The sequence below is a fragment of the Streptomyces phyllanthi genome, from assembly GCF_009377205.1.
In the GTDB taxonomy this organism is placed as follows: domain Bacteria; phylum Actinomycetota; class Actinomycetes; order Streptomycetales; family Streptomycetaceae; genus Streptomyces; species Streptomyces phyllanthi.
The window spans coordinates 1-14788 of record NZ_VJZE01000212.1 but is presented as its reverse complement, the minus strand read 5'-3'; the positions used below and the strand labels follow the sequence as shown (position 1 = coordinate 14788).

Below are 14788 nucleotides of genomic sequence, written 5' to 3'. Positions count from 1 at the left end.
GACGGGGAGGGGCGGCGGGGGCGAATCAACCCCGCACTTCCCGCAGGACCGCATCAGTGAGAACCGGCCACGCCTCAACCGCCCACGGCCCGAACGCACGGTCCGTCAGGGCCACGCACGCCGCGCCCGCCCCCGGATCGATCCACAGGAACGTACCCGACTGGCCGAAGTGACCGAATGTCCGCGGCGAGGACGACGTACCCGTCCAGTGCGGCGACTTGGACGCGCGGATCTCGAAGCCGAGCCCCCAGTCGTTGGGGTTCTGATGGCCGTACCCCGGCAGGACGCCCTTCGTCCCCGGGAAGTGCACGCTCGTCGCCTCCGCCACCGTCCGGGGGTCGAGCAGCCGCGGCGCCTGCACCTCGCTCGCGAACCGCACGAGGTCGTCCACCGTCGACACGGCGTCCTTCGCCGGCGACCCGTCGAGCGTGGTCGACGTCATCCCCAGCGGCTCCAGCACCGCCTCCCGCAGATACTCGCCGAACGAGATGTCCGTCGCCTTCGCCACATGATCCCCGAGCACCTCGAACCCGGCGTTGGAGTACAGCCGCCGCTCCCCGGCCGCGGACATCACCCGCTGCTCGTCGAACGCCAGCCCGGAGGTGTGCGCGAGGAGATGGCGGACCGTGGAGCCGGGCGGCCCCGCCGGCTCGTCCAGTTCGACGGCCCCCTCCTCGTACGCGACCAGCACCGCGTACGCGGCGAGCGGCTTGGTGACCGAGGCCAGCGGGAAGCGGTGCCCGGTCGGGCCGTACGACCCGAGTACGGTGCCGTCCGCCCGCACGACGGCCGCGGCGGCGGTGGCCACCGGCCAGTTCTCGATCAACGCCAGACTTTGAACGGACATGCGTATGAGCCTATGCGGCTCAGAAGGTCAGCCGCATCGAGGGGTCCGGCTTGCGCACGAAGCCCATCGACGCGTACAGCGGCTCGGCCTCGGCGGAGGCGTTCAGGTCGACCTGGGCGGTGCCCCTCTCACGGAACCAGTCGAGGAGGGTCTCCATGCAGGCACGCGCGTATCCGCGGCGCCTCGCGTCCGGGTCGGTGGCCACGCTGAAGACGTAGCCCACACACCCGTGCGGATTGTCCGCCCGCCCGATCCGGTACTCGACGGTTCCGGCGACGAGCGCCGCGAGCGCGCCCGGCCGGTCGGGATGGTCGACGACGAACGCCGCGAAGTCCCCCTCGGCGTCGGCGAGTCTGGCTCGTACAGTAGGCAGGGACTCCGCGTGCCAGTCGGTGGAGGAGCCCACCGCGAAGACGGAATCGATCATCACCTGCCGCAGACGCAGCACTTCCTCCGCGTCCCCGGCGACGGCACGGCGTGCAAGACTCATGATCGGTACGGTAGTCAGCCAAGTCGCCGCCCGTCGTCGGAATTTCATCTGTTTCCGCTTGCTTGGAGTGCACTCCAGGGTTTTAGCGTTGTGGCCATGACGGTGATGGAGACAACAGGCACCAGGGCCGACAGCTGCGCCGGCCCGTCGTGGGGCACGGACCGGCGCCCGGACGGCCAGGACAGGTACACCATCAGCGAGGTCGTCGCCTTCACCGGCCTGACGGCGCACACCCTGCGCTGGTACGAGCGCATCGGGCTGATGCCGCACATCGACCGCTCGCACACCGGGCAGCGCCGCTACAGCAACCGCGATCTCGACTGGCTCGGCCTCGTCGGCAAGCTCCGGCTCACCGGTATGCCGGTCGCGGACATGGTGCGGTACGCGGAGCTGGTGCGCGAGGGCGACCACACGTACGGAGAGCGCTTCGAGCTGCTGAAGGCGACCCGGGAGGACGTACGGGCCCGGATCGCCGAGCTCCAGGACACGCTCGCGGTGCTCGACCGGAAGATCACCTTCTACGCGGACGCCGGGCAGGCCCTGGCGTCGGAGAGGTCCTGATGACCGACGGCAAGACGGACGGCAACACGAGCGGCACGGCGGACGCCACGACGGCGGCCGTGCGGCTGGGCGACGGGGGACCCGAGGTCGGCGTGCAGGGCCTCGGCTGTATGGGGATGAGCTTCGCGTACGGCCCTTCGGACGCCGAGGAGTCGCGGGCGACCCTGGAGCGGGCGCTGGAGCTCGGCGTCACCCTCTACGACACGGCGGACGCGTACGGCTCGGGCGAGAACGAGAAGTTCCTGGCCCCGTTCTTCAAGGCGCACCGGGACGAGGTCGTCATCGCCACCAAGTTCGCCCTCTCGATCCCGGCGGACGACCCCACACGGCGGGTCATCCGCAATGACGCGCCGTACATCCGCCAGTGCGTCGAGGCGAGCCTGAAGCGCCTGGACGTCGAGGCGATCGACCTCTACTACATGCACCGGCGGGACGAGAACGTGCCGATCGAGGAGAGCGTCGGCACCATGGCCGAGCTGGTCCGCGAGGGCAAGGTGAAGCACCTCGGGCTGAGCGAGGTCACCGGCGGCGAGCTGCGGGCCGCGCAGGCCGTGCACCCGATCGCGGCCGTGCAGTCGGAGTGGTCGCTGTTCAGCCGGGACATCGAGGCGGGCGTCGTACCGGCCGCCCGTGAGCTGGGCGTGGCCCTCGTGCCGTACTCCCCGCTCGGCCGCGGATTCCTCACCGGCTCCTTCACGGACGCGGCCAAGGACCTCACGGCCGACGACTTCCGCCGTCAGCAACCCCGTTTCACCGGCGACAACGCGGCCGCGAACGCCGCGCTGCTCGAGCCGGTACGCCAGGTCGCCGAGGCCCACGGCGCCTCCCCAGGCCAGGTGGCCCTGGCCTGGGTCCAGCAGCAGGCGCGGGTGCACGACCTGCCGGTCGTCCCCATCCCGGGCACCCGCAGGCGCACCCGCGTCGAGGAGAACGTGGCGGCGACCCGCATCGTCCTCACCGACGACGAGCTGGCGCTTCTGGAGCCGATCGCGGCGAAGGTGGCGGGCGACCGCTACGCCGACATGAGGTTCACGTCGGCGGGCCGGGAGTAAGCCCACGGGAGCGAGTGCCCCGGCAGGCAATGTCTGCCGGGGCACTCGCCACTAGGGCCCTTCTGACGGCTCTCCGCGGCGTCGCGACGCCCAGCACGCACTCTCGCCGCACCGCGCGAAAGCCCACGTAGCTCCGCTACGAGGTCTTCCCCGCGGCACGCCGAGAGCACGCACCGGACGCCGCTCCTTCTTCCACGGAGATCCATCAGAAGGGCCCTAGAGCTCGGCCAGCAACTCGGCCTTCTTCGCGCTGAACTCCTCGTCCGTGACCAACCCCGCCTCGTGCAGCTCACCGAGATGCCGGATCCGGTCCGCGATGTCGGCCGGGTCGCGCCGGGAGGACGCGGACTCCACCGAGGCGGCCGGAGGCCCGCTGGCCCGCACGGCGGCGAGAACGGCGGCGGCGAACGGCAGCGACTCGTGCACCGGCCCGTAGCCGAGCCCGAACACCACCGACGCCGGATCCTGGTCCGCCTGCGCGGGCGCTGACGCGGAGTCATGCCGCAGCAGCCGCAGATGCCCCTCGAAGACCTCCGGCGAGCGCCACTCGACCCCGCTCAGTCCGGCGACCGGGAAACTCTGGTCGCCCGCCTTCCACTTCGCCGACGAGGCGCCCGTCCAGAACCAGCGGAACGAGACGGACCGCCCGTCGAAGGACGCCTTCGCGTCGTACGCCTTGAACTGCAGCGGCGCCTCGGGCGCGGCCACGAGATACCGCTCGGCCGGGCCCTCGTGCTCGGTGAGCCGCGCGCGCAGCTCGTCCGCGTAGTACTCGGCGAGGGTCTCCCGCTCGGCGGGCAGGACCAGGCGGTACGGGTCGCAGGCGTCCTTGAGCTGGCCCGCGGCCGCCTCCATCAGTGGATCGGCGCCTGGTCGTGGGACCGCGTGCAGGACGACCGTCCCACGCTTGCCCGGTGTCAGTGTGACCGCCGCGATCGCCTCCAGGGGGACACGGCGTTCGCCGAGCGCCTGGAACAGCTTCGGCGTCCTCAGTCCCCGTTCGAAGCGGATGAGCACAGAGTCGGACTCGAACTCCCAGGCGGCATGAAATCCGGCCAGTACGTCACCCATGCGGCTCATCGTATGCGTGAGGCTCGTCTTCGTCCCCTCCTCCGGCAGGCGGTGAATCCTTCATCCTCTACGCGCGTCAGGCCGCCACTGCGGCGGACAAAGCCTCCTGGCACGCGTCGTTCTCGTTCTCGCGGTGTGCGCAGTGCACCGCGTCATACGCGCCAACACCGATCTCGGCGAAGTTGCGCAGGCTCTCGGTGCCGGGCTGGAAGTAGCCCCCGTGGCCCTTCGCGCCGTGCGACGCCAGCACCCGTGCCCCGAACGCGTCGGAGACCGGGTCGGCGCCGTGGCCGAGCCCGCCGACCTCCAGATACGGCACGTCCTGGATCCAGTCGTCGGCGTCCCGGGTCGCCCACACCCGGGCCGAGGTGTGCAGCTGGGCGGCCGTCTCGGCACGCATACCGGGGCTGCCCGCCACCGCGATGTCGGAGACCCGGGCCGGCAGATCGCGGGCGGCGACTCCGCACAGCACCGAGCCGTAACTGTGGCAGTACAGCGCGACGGGCGAGTCACCGGGCAGCGCGCGCACCAGCGCGTTCAGCCGGTACGCGCCCTGCTCGGCGCGCAGCGCCGTGGCCGCCTCCATGCCGAGTCCGTCGGGCGAGGTGTAGTCGGCCCAGGCGATCACCGCTGTACGTGTCGAGGGGTCGGCCACCTGTTCGGCCGAGTACAGGGCGCTCGCCATGCCGACGGGTGCCGAGTACTTGCGGTTCGAGCGCTGGAAGGTGAGCACGTCGGTGTCGACGCCGGGCACGATCACCGAGACCCGCTCGGCCTCGGTGAGGTCGCCGAACACCTCGGCGACCCGGCCCGAGCCCTCGGGGTCGAAGGCCAGGATCTGGCGTCCCGGCTGCATCAGGTCCTCGAAGCGGTTCATCCGGCGGCCGGAGTCGTACTGCCCTTCGGAGGAGAGCCGTTTGTCGTGCATACGTTCGAGCTCGATCTTGCGCTGCTTCTTCAGAGCGACACGGTTCGCTCTGTAGCGCAGCTCCACGGGCGCGCCGTTCATGTTGCCGACCGCGAGCGGGTAGCGGTGGGCGAGGCGGGTGCGCTGCTTCTCGGTGAGCGAGGAGAAGAAGTGGGCGAGCCGACCTGGGGAGGAGTCGGCGTCCGGCAGGGCGCGTCCGTCGATGTGTCCGTGGGACCAGGAGGAGAGCGAGGCCTGCAGCGGTGAGGCCCCGCGATGGCTGCGGATCGCGGTCCAGCCGGTGGTCGCCAGCATCACGAACACAACGGCGAGCGCGAGCAGTGCGCGCCAGACGTTGAGTTGGGGAGAGGAGTCGAAGGAAGTCACTGAAAGGACACACTAGGAGAACGGAAGGGTCTCGCGTTAACCGAGTGAGGGGGATCACGTTTCACTCGCAGGCGTTTCACATATCCCTTTCGTTCATCTGTGTCCGGATTCGTGATCGTATCCTTTCTCAGCCCGTACGCCACTTCTCCGTCAACAGGGGCCCCACGGCGTCGAGATAAGAGGCCGTCAGTGCCCGGATCGCCGTCACGCTGAGGTCCCCGTCGGTGCCCCAGCGTCGTTCCGTGACGCGGATCACGCCGCCGAAGACCGCCACGGCGACACGCGGACGCGGGTCCGTGTCGACGTCGAGTCCCTCGCGCTCGGCGATGATCCGCGCGGTCTCCTCGAACACCTCATCGGTACGGCGCAGATGCGAGGCGAGCAGCGCGGGAGTCGACTCCGTCAGCCGGCACATGCGCAGGTACAGCTCCAGCGGCACGACCTGTTCGATGGCCTCCTCGATGGTGTCCCAGCTCTCCAGGACCGCGTTGCGCAGTGCCTCCAACGGGGCCTCGTGGGGTGGGCGTTGGCGCACCGCCTCCACGAAGTGGGTGTGCGCGATGTCCTGGGCGGCGAACGCCACGTCCTCCTTGCCCGCGAAGTAGCGGAAGAAGGTGCGCTGCGAGACGTCGACCGCCTCGGCGATCTCGTCGACGGTCGTGTTGTCGTATCCCCGGGTGGTGAACAGTTCCAGGGCGGCTCGCAGCAGTGCGTCCCTGGTGCGCTGCTTCTTGCGCTCGCGCAGTCCCGGCGGGGTCGCCGTGTCCATGAGCCCTCTTTCTCCTTCCTCCTTCAGGTCCGCCCGTTCCTCCGGCGGGTCCGCCAGTCTCTCCGACGAGACGGCTCCCCCGGCTCGAATGACGTTCGCCGAAACGGGGCGTATCCGCGAGGGACGTGACAGTTACCGACTTGTGAATTGGTTTGTCAATTGTCAGTGACTGTCATTAGCCTCTGCGCATGACTAGTCAGACCACCATCGACACGACGGGACCGGGGGACAAGATTCCGGTCGCCCCGTCGGATCAGCGGCCCACCACGGGTCTGCGCGGACACCCCTGGTTCACTCTCATAACCGTGGCCGTGGGGGTCATGATGGTGGCCCTCGACGGCACCATCGTGGCCATCGCCAACCCGGCGATCGCCAAGGATCTCGGCGCCAGCTTCGCCGACGTCCAGTGGATCACGAACGCCTACTTCCTCGCCCTCGCGGTCACCCTGATCACCGCGGGCAAGCTCGGCGACCGCTTCGGTCACCGTCAGACGTTTCTCATCGGCGTGGTCGGCTTCGCGCTCGCCTCCGGGGTCATCGGCCTGTCCAGCTCCATCGCCATGGTCGTCACCTTCCGTGTCTTCCAGGGCCTCTTCGGCGCGCTGCTGATGCCGGCCGCGCTCGGTCTGCTGCGGGCCACCTTCCCGGCCGAGAAGCTGAACATGGCGATCGGCATCTGGGGCATGGTCATCGGCGCCTCCACCGCGGGCGGCCCGATCCTCGGCGGTGTGCTGGTCGAGCACGTCAACTGGCAGTCGGTCTTCTTCATCAACGTCCCGGTCGGCATCATCGCCGTGGTCCTCGGCGTCTGGATGCTGCTCGACCACCGCGCGGAGAACGCGCCGCGCTCCTTCGACATCCCGGGCATCGCCCTGCTCTCCGGTGCGATGTTCTGCCTGGTCTGGGCGCTCATCAAGGCCCCGGAGTGGGGCTGGGGCGACGGGATGACCTGGGCGTTCATCGGCGCCTCCGTGCTGGGCTTCGCGCTCTTCGCCTTCTGGGAGACGAAGGTGAGGGAGCCTCTGATCCCGCTGGCGCTGTTCCGCTCGATCCCGCTCTCGGCGGGCGTGGTCCTCATGGTGCTCATGGCCATCGCCTTCATGGGCGGCCTGTTCTTCGTCACGTTCTACCTCCAGAACGTGCACGGCATGAGCCCCATCGACGCGGGTCTCCACCTGCTGCCCCTCACCGGCATGATGATCGTCGGCTCCCCGCTCGCGGGCGCGATGATCACCAAGCTGGGCCCGCGGGTCCCGCTCGCCGGCGGCATGGCGGCGACCGCCATCGCCATGTACGGCATGTCCACGCTGGAGACGGACACCGGCAGCGCCGTGATGTCGCTCTGGTTCGCACTCCTCGGCCTCGGCCTCGCCCCGGTCATGGTGGGCGCCACCGAGGTCATCGTGGGCAACGCGCCGATGGAGCTCTCCGGTGTCGCCGGCGGTCTCCAGCAGGCCGCGATGCAGATCGGCGGCAGCCTCGGTACGGCGGTCCTGGGCGCCGTCATGGCCTCCAAGGTCGACAGCGACCTCCCGGGCAACTGGACCGAGGCGGGCCTCCCGCCGCTGACGGACACTCAGCTCGGGCAGGCCGAGCAGGCGGTCCAGCAGGGCGCGGCCCCGGTACCGCCGGGCACACCGGAGCAGATCGCCGCGAAGATCACCGACGTCGCGCACGACACGTTCATCTCCGGTATGAGCCTCGCCAGCCTCGTCGCCGCGGGCGTCGCCGGGGTCGCCATCCTGGTGGCCCTCCTGACCAAGCGCGGCGAGAACGCGGAGGCGGGCGCGGGAGTCGGACACATCTGAGCTGCCCTCATCCAGGCCGCCCTCTCAGGCCGTACACATCCGGACCGGACCGGGCCCACGTCGGGCCCGGTTTCGCCTATCAGGGTGACAGCGCTCAGGACCCCTCGCCCGGCACGCGCGTCGCAGGTCACAGTAAGTCAAGTCCTCCGCATGGCACGGTCGTACGGCAGGGGACGGACCGGTCCTGTGGCGCGCTGCCGGAGGGGGGCAGCGCGGACAGGTTCAAGGTATGAAATCGGGGTACTCGCCGCATCGAACCCGAACTGACAGCGAGATTCAGCGAGTTCAGGGAGTGGATGACGATGGCGGGCTTCGGGCACGGCACGCGCAGGTACCCCCGCTCACGTGGCCGGACGTGGTCACGGACCGGGCCGGATCGCGCGACTCTGGGGATCACCGGGCTCATCTGCGCGATCGCGGGTTTCTTCGCCCTTGGGATCGTCCTCGGTCCCGCCGCGATCGTCTGCGGCTGGCTCGGCATGAACCGCACGTGGACCGGCGCCCGCCCCGTCCCAGCGCTCATCGCCGTGGTGTTGGGCGCCATCGACACCCTCCTGGCGATCATCCTGCTCGCCGGAACCACGACCCCCGCGAACGGAATCCTCTTCTGATCCGCGGGCAGTGAGGGAAACCCGGCAGGGGAAAGCCTGGGGAGGCGGAAGCCGGGCACAGGACGGGTCCCCCGGGCAAAGCCTGGGGGACCCGTCCTGTGGGGGCAGGGCCGTGAAGCCAAACGGGCACTCCACAAGCCTGCCCGATCCGCGGGCCGACGTATGGGGCCGGCCAGAGCCGCTACGCCGATCACGTGAGGGACTGCAGGTGGCCGCCCATGACGTTCTTGCAGATGTGCATCCCAGCGGCCTCGTGGCGGGCGGGGGAGGCGGTGGAGCCCACGCTGACCAGGGAAAGGTCTCTCACCCTCTGGCGGGCAGCCCCGGCGATCAGGCGGCGCCCTCCGCGCGCCGTTCATCCCCGGATGAACTTCTCCTGTTCGTCGGTGAGTTGCCTGCACACTTCACGACATCACCCAGGCCCCAAGGCGGCGAGTCAGGGTTCCGCCAGTCCTATGGCTTGCCGAAGATCACTCCGCGCCAGGTCCACCCCGACGTGAGGACGGCGTCCTGCAGGGGGTTTCTCAGTTCCGCGCCGTCGAAGCGGAACGTCTCCGTCGCTTCGAGGCGGCCGCTCTCCCCGCGGTTGACCGTGTAGTGGCGCGAGACCGTCCTGTCCGGCCCGCGTGTGTACTGCTTGGAGATCTCGAGCCTCGGTGGGTTCCCGACCCGGGTGACCTCCCACCCTTCCTCGAGGGCGCGCACCTCGTGGTCCTCCTTGACCAGGCGCATCCGGATCCGGACGTGGCGCGTCAGCTGGGACTCGATGAAGACCGTCTGCCAGGCGGGCTCCCTCATCCGCCACTCCGCCACCAGGTCGGCGCCCTCCGCGGCGCCGTTGCGGATGACGTACGGGACATCGGGCCGGTTGAGGCCGAGCAGGGCTGCCCGTACCTCCTCGGCCGGGCGCGGCGCCACACCGTCGTCGGGGTGCTTGGTCCCGGTCAGTTTGTCGAAGAGTCCCATGAAGCATCAACCTATGAGGGGCCGGGTTGCAGCTGCAAGATTTGCCGCTGCGCGGGAGGCGTTACGAAGCCGCGTCGGTATCCGGGCGGACCGTTCGCAGGAAGTCCTGGAAGTCGCTCAGGACGTCGGGGTGTTGGGACACGGTAGCTGTCAGGACGAGTCGGATCACCGACCGCTTGTGCGGATCGGTGACGTCCAGCATGGACAGGTACACCTGAGACTGGATGAGATCGCGGGCCACGCCGCCGACGACGGCCGAGACGGCCAGCGTCTGCGTGAAGCCTGGCGCATCCGCTGAGCCGATCTCGCGGTGGCCGGTGACTTCGACCGATGTGGCGGCCTGGCTCAGACGCTCCACGGACTGGTGGGCGATCTCGGACAGCGTCGCCGCGTCCGGGCGGTACTCGCCGTCGATCGTGATGTTCGCGGTGAATCCGGCATCCGGTTGCGGGTGCCGCGCGACGAACGCGGCCTGCGGTGCGCCGACTGCATCCGGCGGCGCGGCGCGCCAGCCTTCCGGCAGTTCGAACTGGATCGGTACGGGCCGTTGGCAGCCTCTGCAGCCGCACACATCGTGTCTGGGCCGGCATTCGGATGCGCCGACGTCATTCAGGGGCGCGGGGAACTGCGCGACAAGCCACGACGCACCGGCTGTCGCGTACGCACGGTGGGGGCTCCGCCGAGTGGGTGCGACCAGCCACAGTGCGTCCGCAGCGTTCGGACGTGCTGACGCCCATTCAGGGGCGCGGGGAACTGCGCGAGAAACCACGACGCACCCGCAGTCGCGTACGCACCGATCCCAGAAGCGGTCAGTGGCGTTGCTCTTCCACCTCGTCCCGCACCGGAGGTGACAGCGCTGCGACTTCCGCCCGCAGTGCCCGGACCTCTCGCGTCAACTCCGCGATCGCGGCCGTCTGCCGCCGCTCCTCCACGTCGTCCTTCTCGAACCGCGCGATGAACCACGCGGCGATGTTCGCCGTCACCACACCGAGCAGCGCGATCCCGGAGAGCATCAGCCCCACCGCCAGCATCCGCCCCAGGCCGGTCGTCGGTGCGTGGTCCCCGTACCCGACCGTCGTCATCGTCGTGAACGACCACCACACCGCGTCGCCCAGCGTCTTGATGTTCCCGTTCGGCGAGTTCCGTTCCACCGAGAGCACCGCCAGCGAGCCGAACATCAGCAGTCCGACCACCGAGCCGCCGACATACGTCGTGAGCCGTATCTGCGAGGCCACCCGCGCCCGCTGCCCGACCAGCAGCAACGTGGACACCAGCCGCAGCAGCCGCAGTGGCTGGATCAGCGGCAGCAGCACCGCGCACAGGTCGAGCCAGTGCGTCCGTACGAACTCCGCGGGCCGCTCGGCCAGCAGCAGCCGTATGACGTAGTCGAGCGCGAACGCGCCCCACACCGTCCACTCCACCGTCGTGCACAGCCGCTCCACGTCCCGGCTCGCGTCGGGCCACACGATCGGGACGGCATAGGCCACCGCGAACGCGAAGGCCAAGACGAACAGCGGACGCTGTGTGCGCTGCTCCCAGCGGACTCGTGCCGGTCGTTCCTTCATGGCGGCATCGTAGAAAACATGGAGAGGTGGTGGACCCGGGAGTCCACCACCTCTCCACAGAGACCGGTACAGGGGTCGGTACAGGGACCCGTACGCGACCGCTACGTCACGCGTCGCCGCCCGCGGCTCCCGGATCGGCGGCCGAGACGTCCAGCAGCTGGTAGCGGTCGATCGCCTGCTTCAGCACCGACCGGTCCACCTTGCCCTCGCGCGCCAGCTCCGTCAGCACCGCGACCACGATCGACTGCGCGTCGATGTGGAAGAAGCGGCGCGCCGCACCCCGGGTGTCGGCGAAGCCGAAGCCGTCCGCGCCCAGCGACTGGTACGTGCCCGGCACCCACCGCGCGATCTGGTCCGGAACGCTCCGCATCCAGTCGGAGACGGCCACGAACGGACCCTCGGCACCATTCAGCTTCCGCGTCACATACGGAACGCGCTGCTCCTCCTCGGGGTGGAGCAGATTGTGCCGCTCCGCCTCGACGGCCTCGCGCCGCAGCTCGTTCCAGGAGGTGGCCGACCAGACGTCCGCCTTCACGTTCCACTCGGCGGCGAGCATCGCCTGCGCCTCGACCGCCCACGGCACGGCGACACCGGAGGCGATGATCTGCGCGGGGATCGAGCCCGACGTGCCCTCGCTCAGGCGGTGGATGCCCTTGAGGATGCCCTCGACGTCCACGCTCGCCGGCTCGGCCGGGTGCTGGATCGGCTCGTTGTAGACGGTCAGGTAGTAGAAGACGTCCTCGCCGTGCGGGTGCTCCTCCGAGGAGCCGTACATCCGGCGCAGACCGTCCTGCACGATGTGTGCGATCTCGTACCCGTACGCCGGGTCGTACGCGACACAGGCCGGGTTGGTCGAGGCGAGCAGCTGCGAGTGGCCGTCGGCGTGCTGGAGACCCTCACCGGTCAGCGTCGTACGGCCGGCGGTCGCGCCCAGTACGAAACCGCGTGCCAGCTGGTCGCCCATCTGCCAGAACTGGTCGCCGGTCCGCTGGAAACCGAACATCGAGTAGAAGACGTACACCGGGATCAGCGGCTCGCCATGCGTGGCATACGACGAACCGGCGGCGATCAGCGAAGCCGTGCAGCCCGCCTCCGAGATGCCGTCGTGCAGCATCTGGCCGTTCGGCGACTCCTTGTACGCGAGGAGCAGCTCCCGGTCCACGGCCTCGTACTGCTGGCCGAGCGGGTTGTAGATCTTCGCGCTCGGGAAGAACGAGTCCATGCCGAAGGTGCGGTACTCGTCGGGCGCGATCAGCACGAACCGCTTGCCGATCTCCTTGTCCCGCATGAGGTCCTTCAGCAGCCGGACAAACGCCATGGTCGTGGCGATCGACTGCTGGCCGGAGCCCTTCTTCACACTCGCGTACGTCTTGTCGCCCGGCAGCTCCAGCGGCTTCGACCGCACGACCCGGGTCGGGACGTACCCGCCGAGCCCCTTGCGACGGTCGTGCATGTACTGGATCTCCTCGGAGTCCCGCCCCGGGTGGTAGTACGGCGGGAGCCCGCTCTCCAGCTCCTTGTCGGAGATCGGCAGGTGCAGCCGGTCGCGGAAGCCCTTGAGGTCGGCGACCGTCAGCTTCTTCATCTGGTGCGTGGCGTTGCGGCCCTCGAAGTTCGGGCCGAGGGTCCAGCCCTTGACCGTCTTGGCCAGGATGACCGTCGGCTGGCCCTTGTGGGCGCGGGCCGCCGCGTACGCCGCGTAGATCTTCCGGTGGTCGTGACCGCCGCGGCCCAGGTGCAGGATCTGGTCGTCGGTCATGTGCGAGACCATCGCGCGCAGCCGGTGGTCGTCGCCGAAGAAGTGGTCGCGGATGTACGCGCCCGTCTCGGTGGCGTACGTCTGGAACTGACCGTCCGGCGTGGTGTTCATCCTGTTGACCAGCACACCGTCGCGGTCCTGTGCGAGCAGCGGGTCCCAGGTGCGGTCCCAGACCAGCTTGATCACGTTCCAGCCGGCGCCCCGGAAGACCGACTCCAGCTCCTGGATGATCTTGCCGTTGCCGCGGACCGGGCCGTCGAGGCGCTGGAGGTTGCAGTTGACGACGAAGGTGAGGTTGTCGAGCCCCTCGCGGGCGGCCAGGGACAGCTGTCCGAGCGACTCCGGCTCGTCCATCTCGCCGTCGCCCAGGAACGCCCACACATGGGACTCGGAGGTGTCCGCGATGCCGCGCGCGTGCAGATACCGGTTCATCCGCGCCTGGTAGATCGCGCCGATCGGGCCGAGACCCATCGACACGGTCGGGAACTCCCAGAACTCGGGCATCAGACGCGGGTGCGGATAGCTGGACAGCCCGTACGGAGTCCTGGACTTCTCCTGCCGGAAGGCGTCGAGGTGCTGCTCGCCCAGCCGGTCCAGGAGGAACGCGCGGGCGTAGATACCGGGGGAGGCGTGCCCCTGGAAGAAGATCTGGTCGCCGCCGTCGCCCCGGTCCTTGCCGCGGAAGAAGTGGTTGAAGCCCACGTCGTAGAGCGAGGCGGAGGAGGCGAAGGTGGCGATGTGGCCACCGACGCCGATGCCCGGGCGCTGGGCCCTGGACACCATCACGGCGGCGTTCCACCGTGTCGCGTTGAGGATCTTCCGCTCGATCTCCTCGTTGCCCGGGAAGAACGGCTCGGCCCTGGTGGGGATGGTGTTGACGTAGTCCGTGCTGCGCATCTCGGGCACGGCCACGCGCTTCTCGCGGGCCCGCTCGATCAGCCGGAGCATCAGGTAGCGCGCCCGCTCACGGCCGCGCTCGTCCACGGCGGCGTCGAGCGAGTCGAGCCACTCCTGGGTCTCCTCGGGATCGAAGTCAGGGACCTGACTCGGAAGGCCGCCAATGATGATCGGGTTGCGATCGGATCCGGAAGCCACGCTGTTCCTTCGCTGTCAGAGGGCCACTCTTCTATGTGCCTGCACCGTTCCCCATCGTGTACCTCGGGAACGCAAACGTCATCTCTACCGTGGGGTAACCCTGACGTTCACAGGGGCGCTTGGGGGCGGGCCCGACGAAAACGCAACGATACGCCCGGTCCGTGACGAGTTCCGTAAAGACGTTCGAGTCCCGTACCCTCATATGGTTATGGAATACGCAAACGGGGCAGAACGCCGTGGCGCGTGTCACCTCCGGCTGTGATTCCATGCCTGGAGTTGCGGCGACACGGCCAGGATCGTCACCGTTTCGGCGGTCTCGATGGCTGGGTACTTGCGCGATCCGCCCCGCCCGTGTGGACTACGGCCAATGCTTCGCGTACGCGCGTGGCTGAACTTCCCTGGGGGCGACCCCCACCCGAACATGATCAGGAGGCAACCCGTGAGCGCGACCGCGGACCACGCGGAGGAGCGGACGAACCCTGCCGCGAGGCTGGGGTTCCAGCCCGAGCAGGTGGTCCAGGAGATCGGCTACGACGACGACGTCGACCAGGAGCTCCGCGAGGCCATTGAGGAATTTGTCGGCAGCGAGCTCGTCGACGAGGACTACGACGATGTGGCCGATGCCGTGGTGCTGTGGTTCCGCGACGAGGACGGCGACCTGACGGATGCGCTGGTGGATGCCACCACGTACATCGAGGAGGGTGGTTCGATCCTGCTGCTCACGCCGAAGACGGGGCGTGACGGCTATGTGGAGCCGAGCGACATCTCCGAAGCCGCGACGACGGCGGGACTCTCCGCGTCGAAGAGCGTCAGCGTCGGCAAGGACTGGAGCGGCAGCCGTCTGGTGACGCCGAAGGCGGCCAAGTCCAAGAGGTGAGCCGCGGCTGGGCTCTGCGGGAG

At 69.2% G+C, this 14788-nt stretch carries 14 protein-coding genes; 5 read left to right on the top strand and 9 right to left on the bottom strand.

Annotation, left to right across the window (positions count from 1 at the left end):
- Positions 1 to 25: 25 nt before the first annotated feature.
- Both FNH04_RS26155 and FNH04_RS26150 read right to left on the bottom strand, forming a co-directional pair.
- Positions 26 to 847, bottom strand: a complete 822-nt coding sequence (locus FNH04_RS26155) for a serine hydrolase domain-containing protein (protein ID WP_152788245.1) — start codon at positions 845 to 847, stop codon at positions 26 to 28.
- A gap of 19 nt (positions 848 to 866) precedes the next feature.
- Positions 867 to 1337, bottom strand: coding sequence for a GNAT family N-acetyltransferase (locus tag FNH04_RS26150; protein ID WP_152788244.1), 471 nt, complete (start codon positions 1335 to 1337; stop codon positions 867 to 869).
- Positions 1338 to 1433: 96 nt separating this feature from the next.
- On the opposite strand from FNH04_RS26150, the gene FNH04_RS26145 reads away from it, so the two are divergent.
- Together FNH04_RS26145 and FNH04_RS26140 are read left to right on the top strand one after the other, a co-directional pair.
- The gene (locus FNH04_RS26145) at positions 1434 to 1898 is read left to right on the top strand and encodes a MerR family transcriptional regulator (RefSeq protein WP_152788243.1); all 465 of its coding nucleotides are present in this window, start codon (positions 1434 to 1436) and stop codon (positions 1896 to 1898) included.
- The gene (locus tag FNH04_RS26140) at positions 1898 to 2950 is read left to right on the top strand and encodes an aldo/keto reductase (RefSeq protein ID WP_152788242.1); all 1053 of its coding nucleotides are present in this window, start codon (positions 1898 to 1900) and stop codon (positions 2948 to 2950) included. Before FNH04_RS26145 ends, FNH04_RS26140 begins: the two co-directional genes overlap by 1 nt.
- A gap of 216 nt (positions 2951 to 3166) precedes the next feature.
- Here the strand turns inward: FNH04_RS26140 and FNH04_RS26130 are convergent, their stop codons facing one another.
- From FNH04_RS26130 to FNH04_RS26120, 3 genes are all read right to left on the bottom strand, one after another.
- A complete protein-coding gene (locus FNH04_RS26130; RefSeq protein WP_152788241.1) occupies positions 3167 to 4030 on the bottom strand; it encodes a DUF4429 domain-containing protein in 864 nt (287 codons plus the stop codon).
- A gap of 67 nt (positions 4031 to 4097) precedes the next feature.
- Complete coding sequence (locus FNH04_RS26125; RefSeq protein ID WP_322723897.1) at positions 4098 to 5315, bottom strand: alpha/beta hydrolase; 1218 nt, start codon at positions 5313 to 5315, stop codon at positions 4098 to 4100.
- A 127-nt stretch (positions 5316 to 5442) separates the two neighbouring features.
- The gene (locus FNH04_RS26120) at positions 5443 to 6084 is read right to left on the bottom strand and encodes a TetR family transcriptional regulator (protein WP_152788240.1); all 642 of its coding nucleotides are present in this window, start codon (positions 6082 to 6084) and stop codon (positions 5443 to 5445) included.
- 188 nt (positions 6085 to 6272) lie between these two features.
- Between FNH04_RS26120 and FNH04_RS26115 the strand changes: the two genes are divergently transcribed.
- Together FNH04_RS26115 and FNH04_RS26110 are read left to right on the top strand one after the other, a co-directional pair.
- A complete protein-coding gene (locus FNH04_RS26115) occupies positions 6273 to 7892 on the top strand; it encodes an MFS transporter (protein WP_152788239.1) in 1620 nt (539 codons plus the stop codon).
- 302 nt (positions 7893 to 8194) lie between these two features.
- The gene (locus FNH04_RS26110; RefSeq protein ID WP_152788248.1) at positions 8195 to 8503 is read left to right on the top strand and encodes a small hydrophobic protein; all 309 of its coding nucleotides are present in this window, start codon (positions 8195 to 8197) and stop codon (positions 8501 to 8503) included.
- A 453-nt stretch (positions 8504 to 8956) separates the two neighbouring features.
- Here FNH04_RS26110 and FNH04_RS26105 read toward each other — a convergent pair whose 3' ends face one another.
- The 4 genes from FNH04_RS26105 to aceE all read right to left on the bottom strand — a co-directional run bounded on the left by FNH04_RS26105 (position 8957) and on the right by aceE (position 13888).
- The gene (locus FNH04_RS26105) at positions 8957 to 9469 is read right to left on the bottom strand and encodes a hypothetical protein (RefSeq protein ID WP_152788238.1); all 513 of its coding nucleotides are present in this window, start codon (positions 9467 to 9469) and stop codon (positions 8957 to 8959) included.
- A 61-nt stretch (positions 9470 to 9530) separates the two neighbouring features.
- Positions 9531 to 10040: a hypothetical protein gene (locus FNH04_RS26100; RefSeq protein WP_322723894.1), complete on the bottom strand. Its 510-nt coding sequence runs from the start codon at positions 10038 to 10040 to the stop codon at positions 9531 to 9533.
- Between the two features lie 238 nt (positions 10041 to 10278).
- On the bottom strand, positions 10279 to 11034 hold the full coding sequence (locus tag FNH04_RS26095; protein WP_152788237.1) for a potassium channel family protein: 756 nt from the start codon (positions 11032 to 11034) through the stop codon (positions 10279 to 10281).
- Positions 11035 to 11140: 106 nt separating this feature from the next.
- Positions 11141 to 13888, bottom strand: coding sequence for a pyruvate dehydrogenase (acetyl-transferring), homodimeric type (aceE, locus tag FNH04_RS26090; protein ID WP_322723892.1), 2748 nt, complete (start codon positions 13886 to 13888; stop codon positions 11141 to 11143).
- A 439-nt stretch (positions 13889 to 14327) separates the two neighbouring features.
- Between aceE and FNH04_RS26085 the strand changes: the two genes are divergently transcribed.
- Entirely contained in the window at positions 14328 to 14765 is a 438-nt protein-coding gene (locus tag FNH04_RS26085; protein ID WP_322723890.1) for a DUF3052 domain-containing protein, read from the top strand.
- Positions 14766 to 14788 lie beyond the last annotated feature (23 nt).

What these genes read in the sequence shown, in the direction of transcription:
- FNH04_RS26115 (WP_152788239.1), top strand. Translation starts at nt 6,273, where the DNA reads ATGACTAGTCAGACCACCATCGACACGACGGGACCGGGGGACAAGATT.
- FNH04_RS26105 (WP_152788238.1), bottom strand. Translation starts at nt 9,469, where the DNA reads ATGGGACTCTTCGACAAACTGACCGGGACCAAGCACCCCGACGACGGT.
- FNH04_RS26145 (WP_152788243.1), top strand. Translation starts at nt 1,434, where the DNA reads ATGACGGTGATGGAGACAACAGGCACCAGGGCCGACAGCTGCGCCGGC.
- FNH04_RS26130 (WP_152788241.1), bottom strand. Translation starts at nt 4,030, where the DNA reads ATGAGCCGCATGGGTGACGTACTGGCCGGATTTCATGCCGCCTGGGAG.
- FNH04_RS26110 (WP_152788248.1), top strand. Translation starts at nt 8,195, where the DNA reads ATGGCGGGCTTCGGGCACGGCACGCGCAGGTACCCCCGCTCACGTGGC.
- FNH04_RS26140 (WP_152788242.1), top strand. Translation starts at nt 1,898, where the DNA reads ATGACCGACGGCAAGACGGACGGCAACACGAGCGGCACGGCGGACGCC.
- FNH04_RS26155 (WP_152788245.1), bottom strand. Translation starts at nt 847, where the DNA reads ATGTCCGTTCAAAGTCTGGCGTTGATCGAGAACTGGCCGGTGGCCACC.
- FNH04_RS26120 (WP_152788240.1), bottom strand. Translation starts at nt 6,084, where the DNA reads ATGGACACGGCGACCCCGCCGGGACTGCGCGAGCGCAAGAAGCAGCGC.
- FNH04_RS26095 (WP_152788237.1), bottom strand. Translation starts at nt 11,034, where the DNA reads ATGAAGGAACGACCGGCACGAGTCCGCTGGGAGCAGCGCACACAGCGT.
- FNH04_RS26150 (WP_152788244.1), bottom strand. Translation starts at nt 1,337, where the DNA reads ATGAGTCTTGCACGCCGTGCCGTCGCCGGGGACGCGGAGGAAGTGCTG.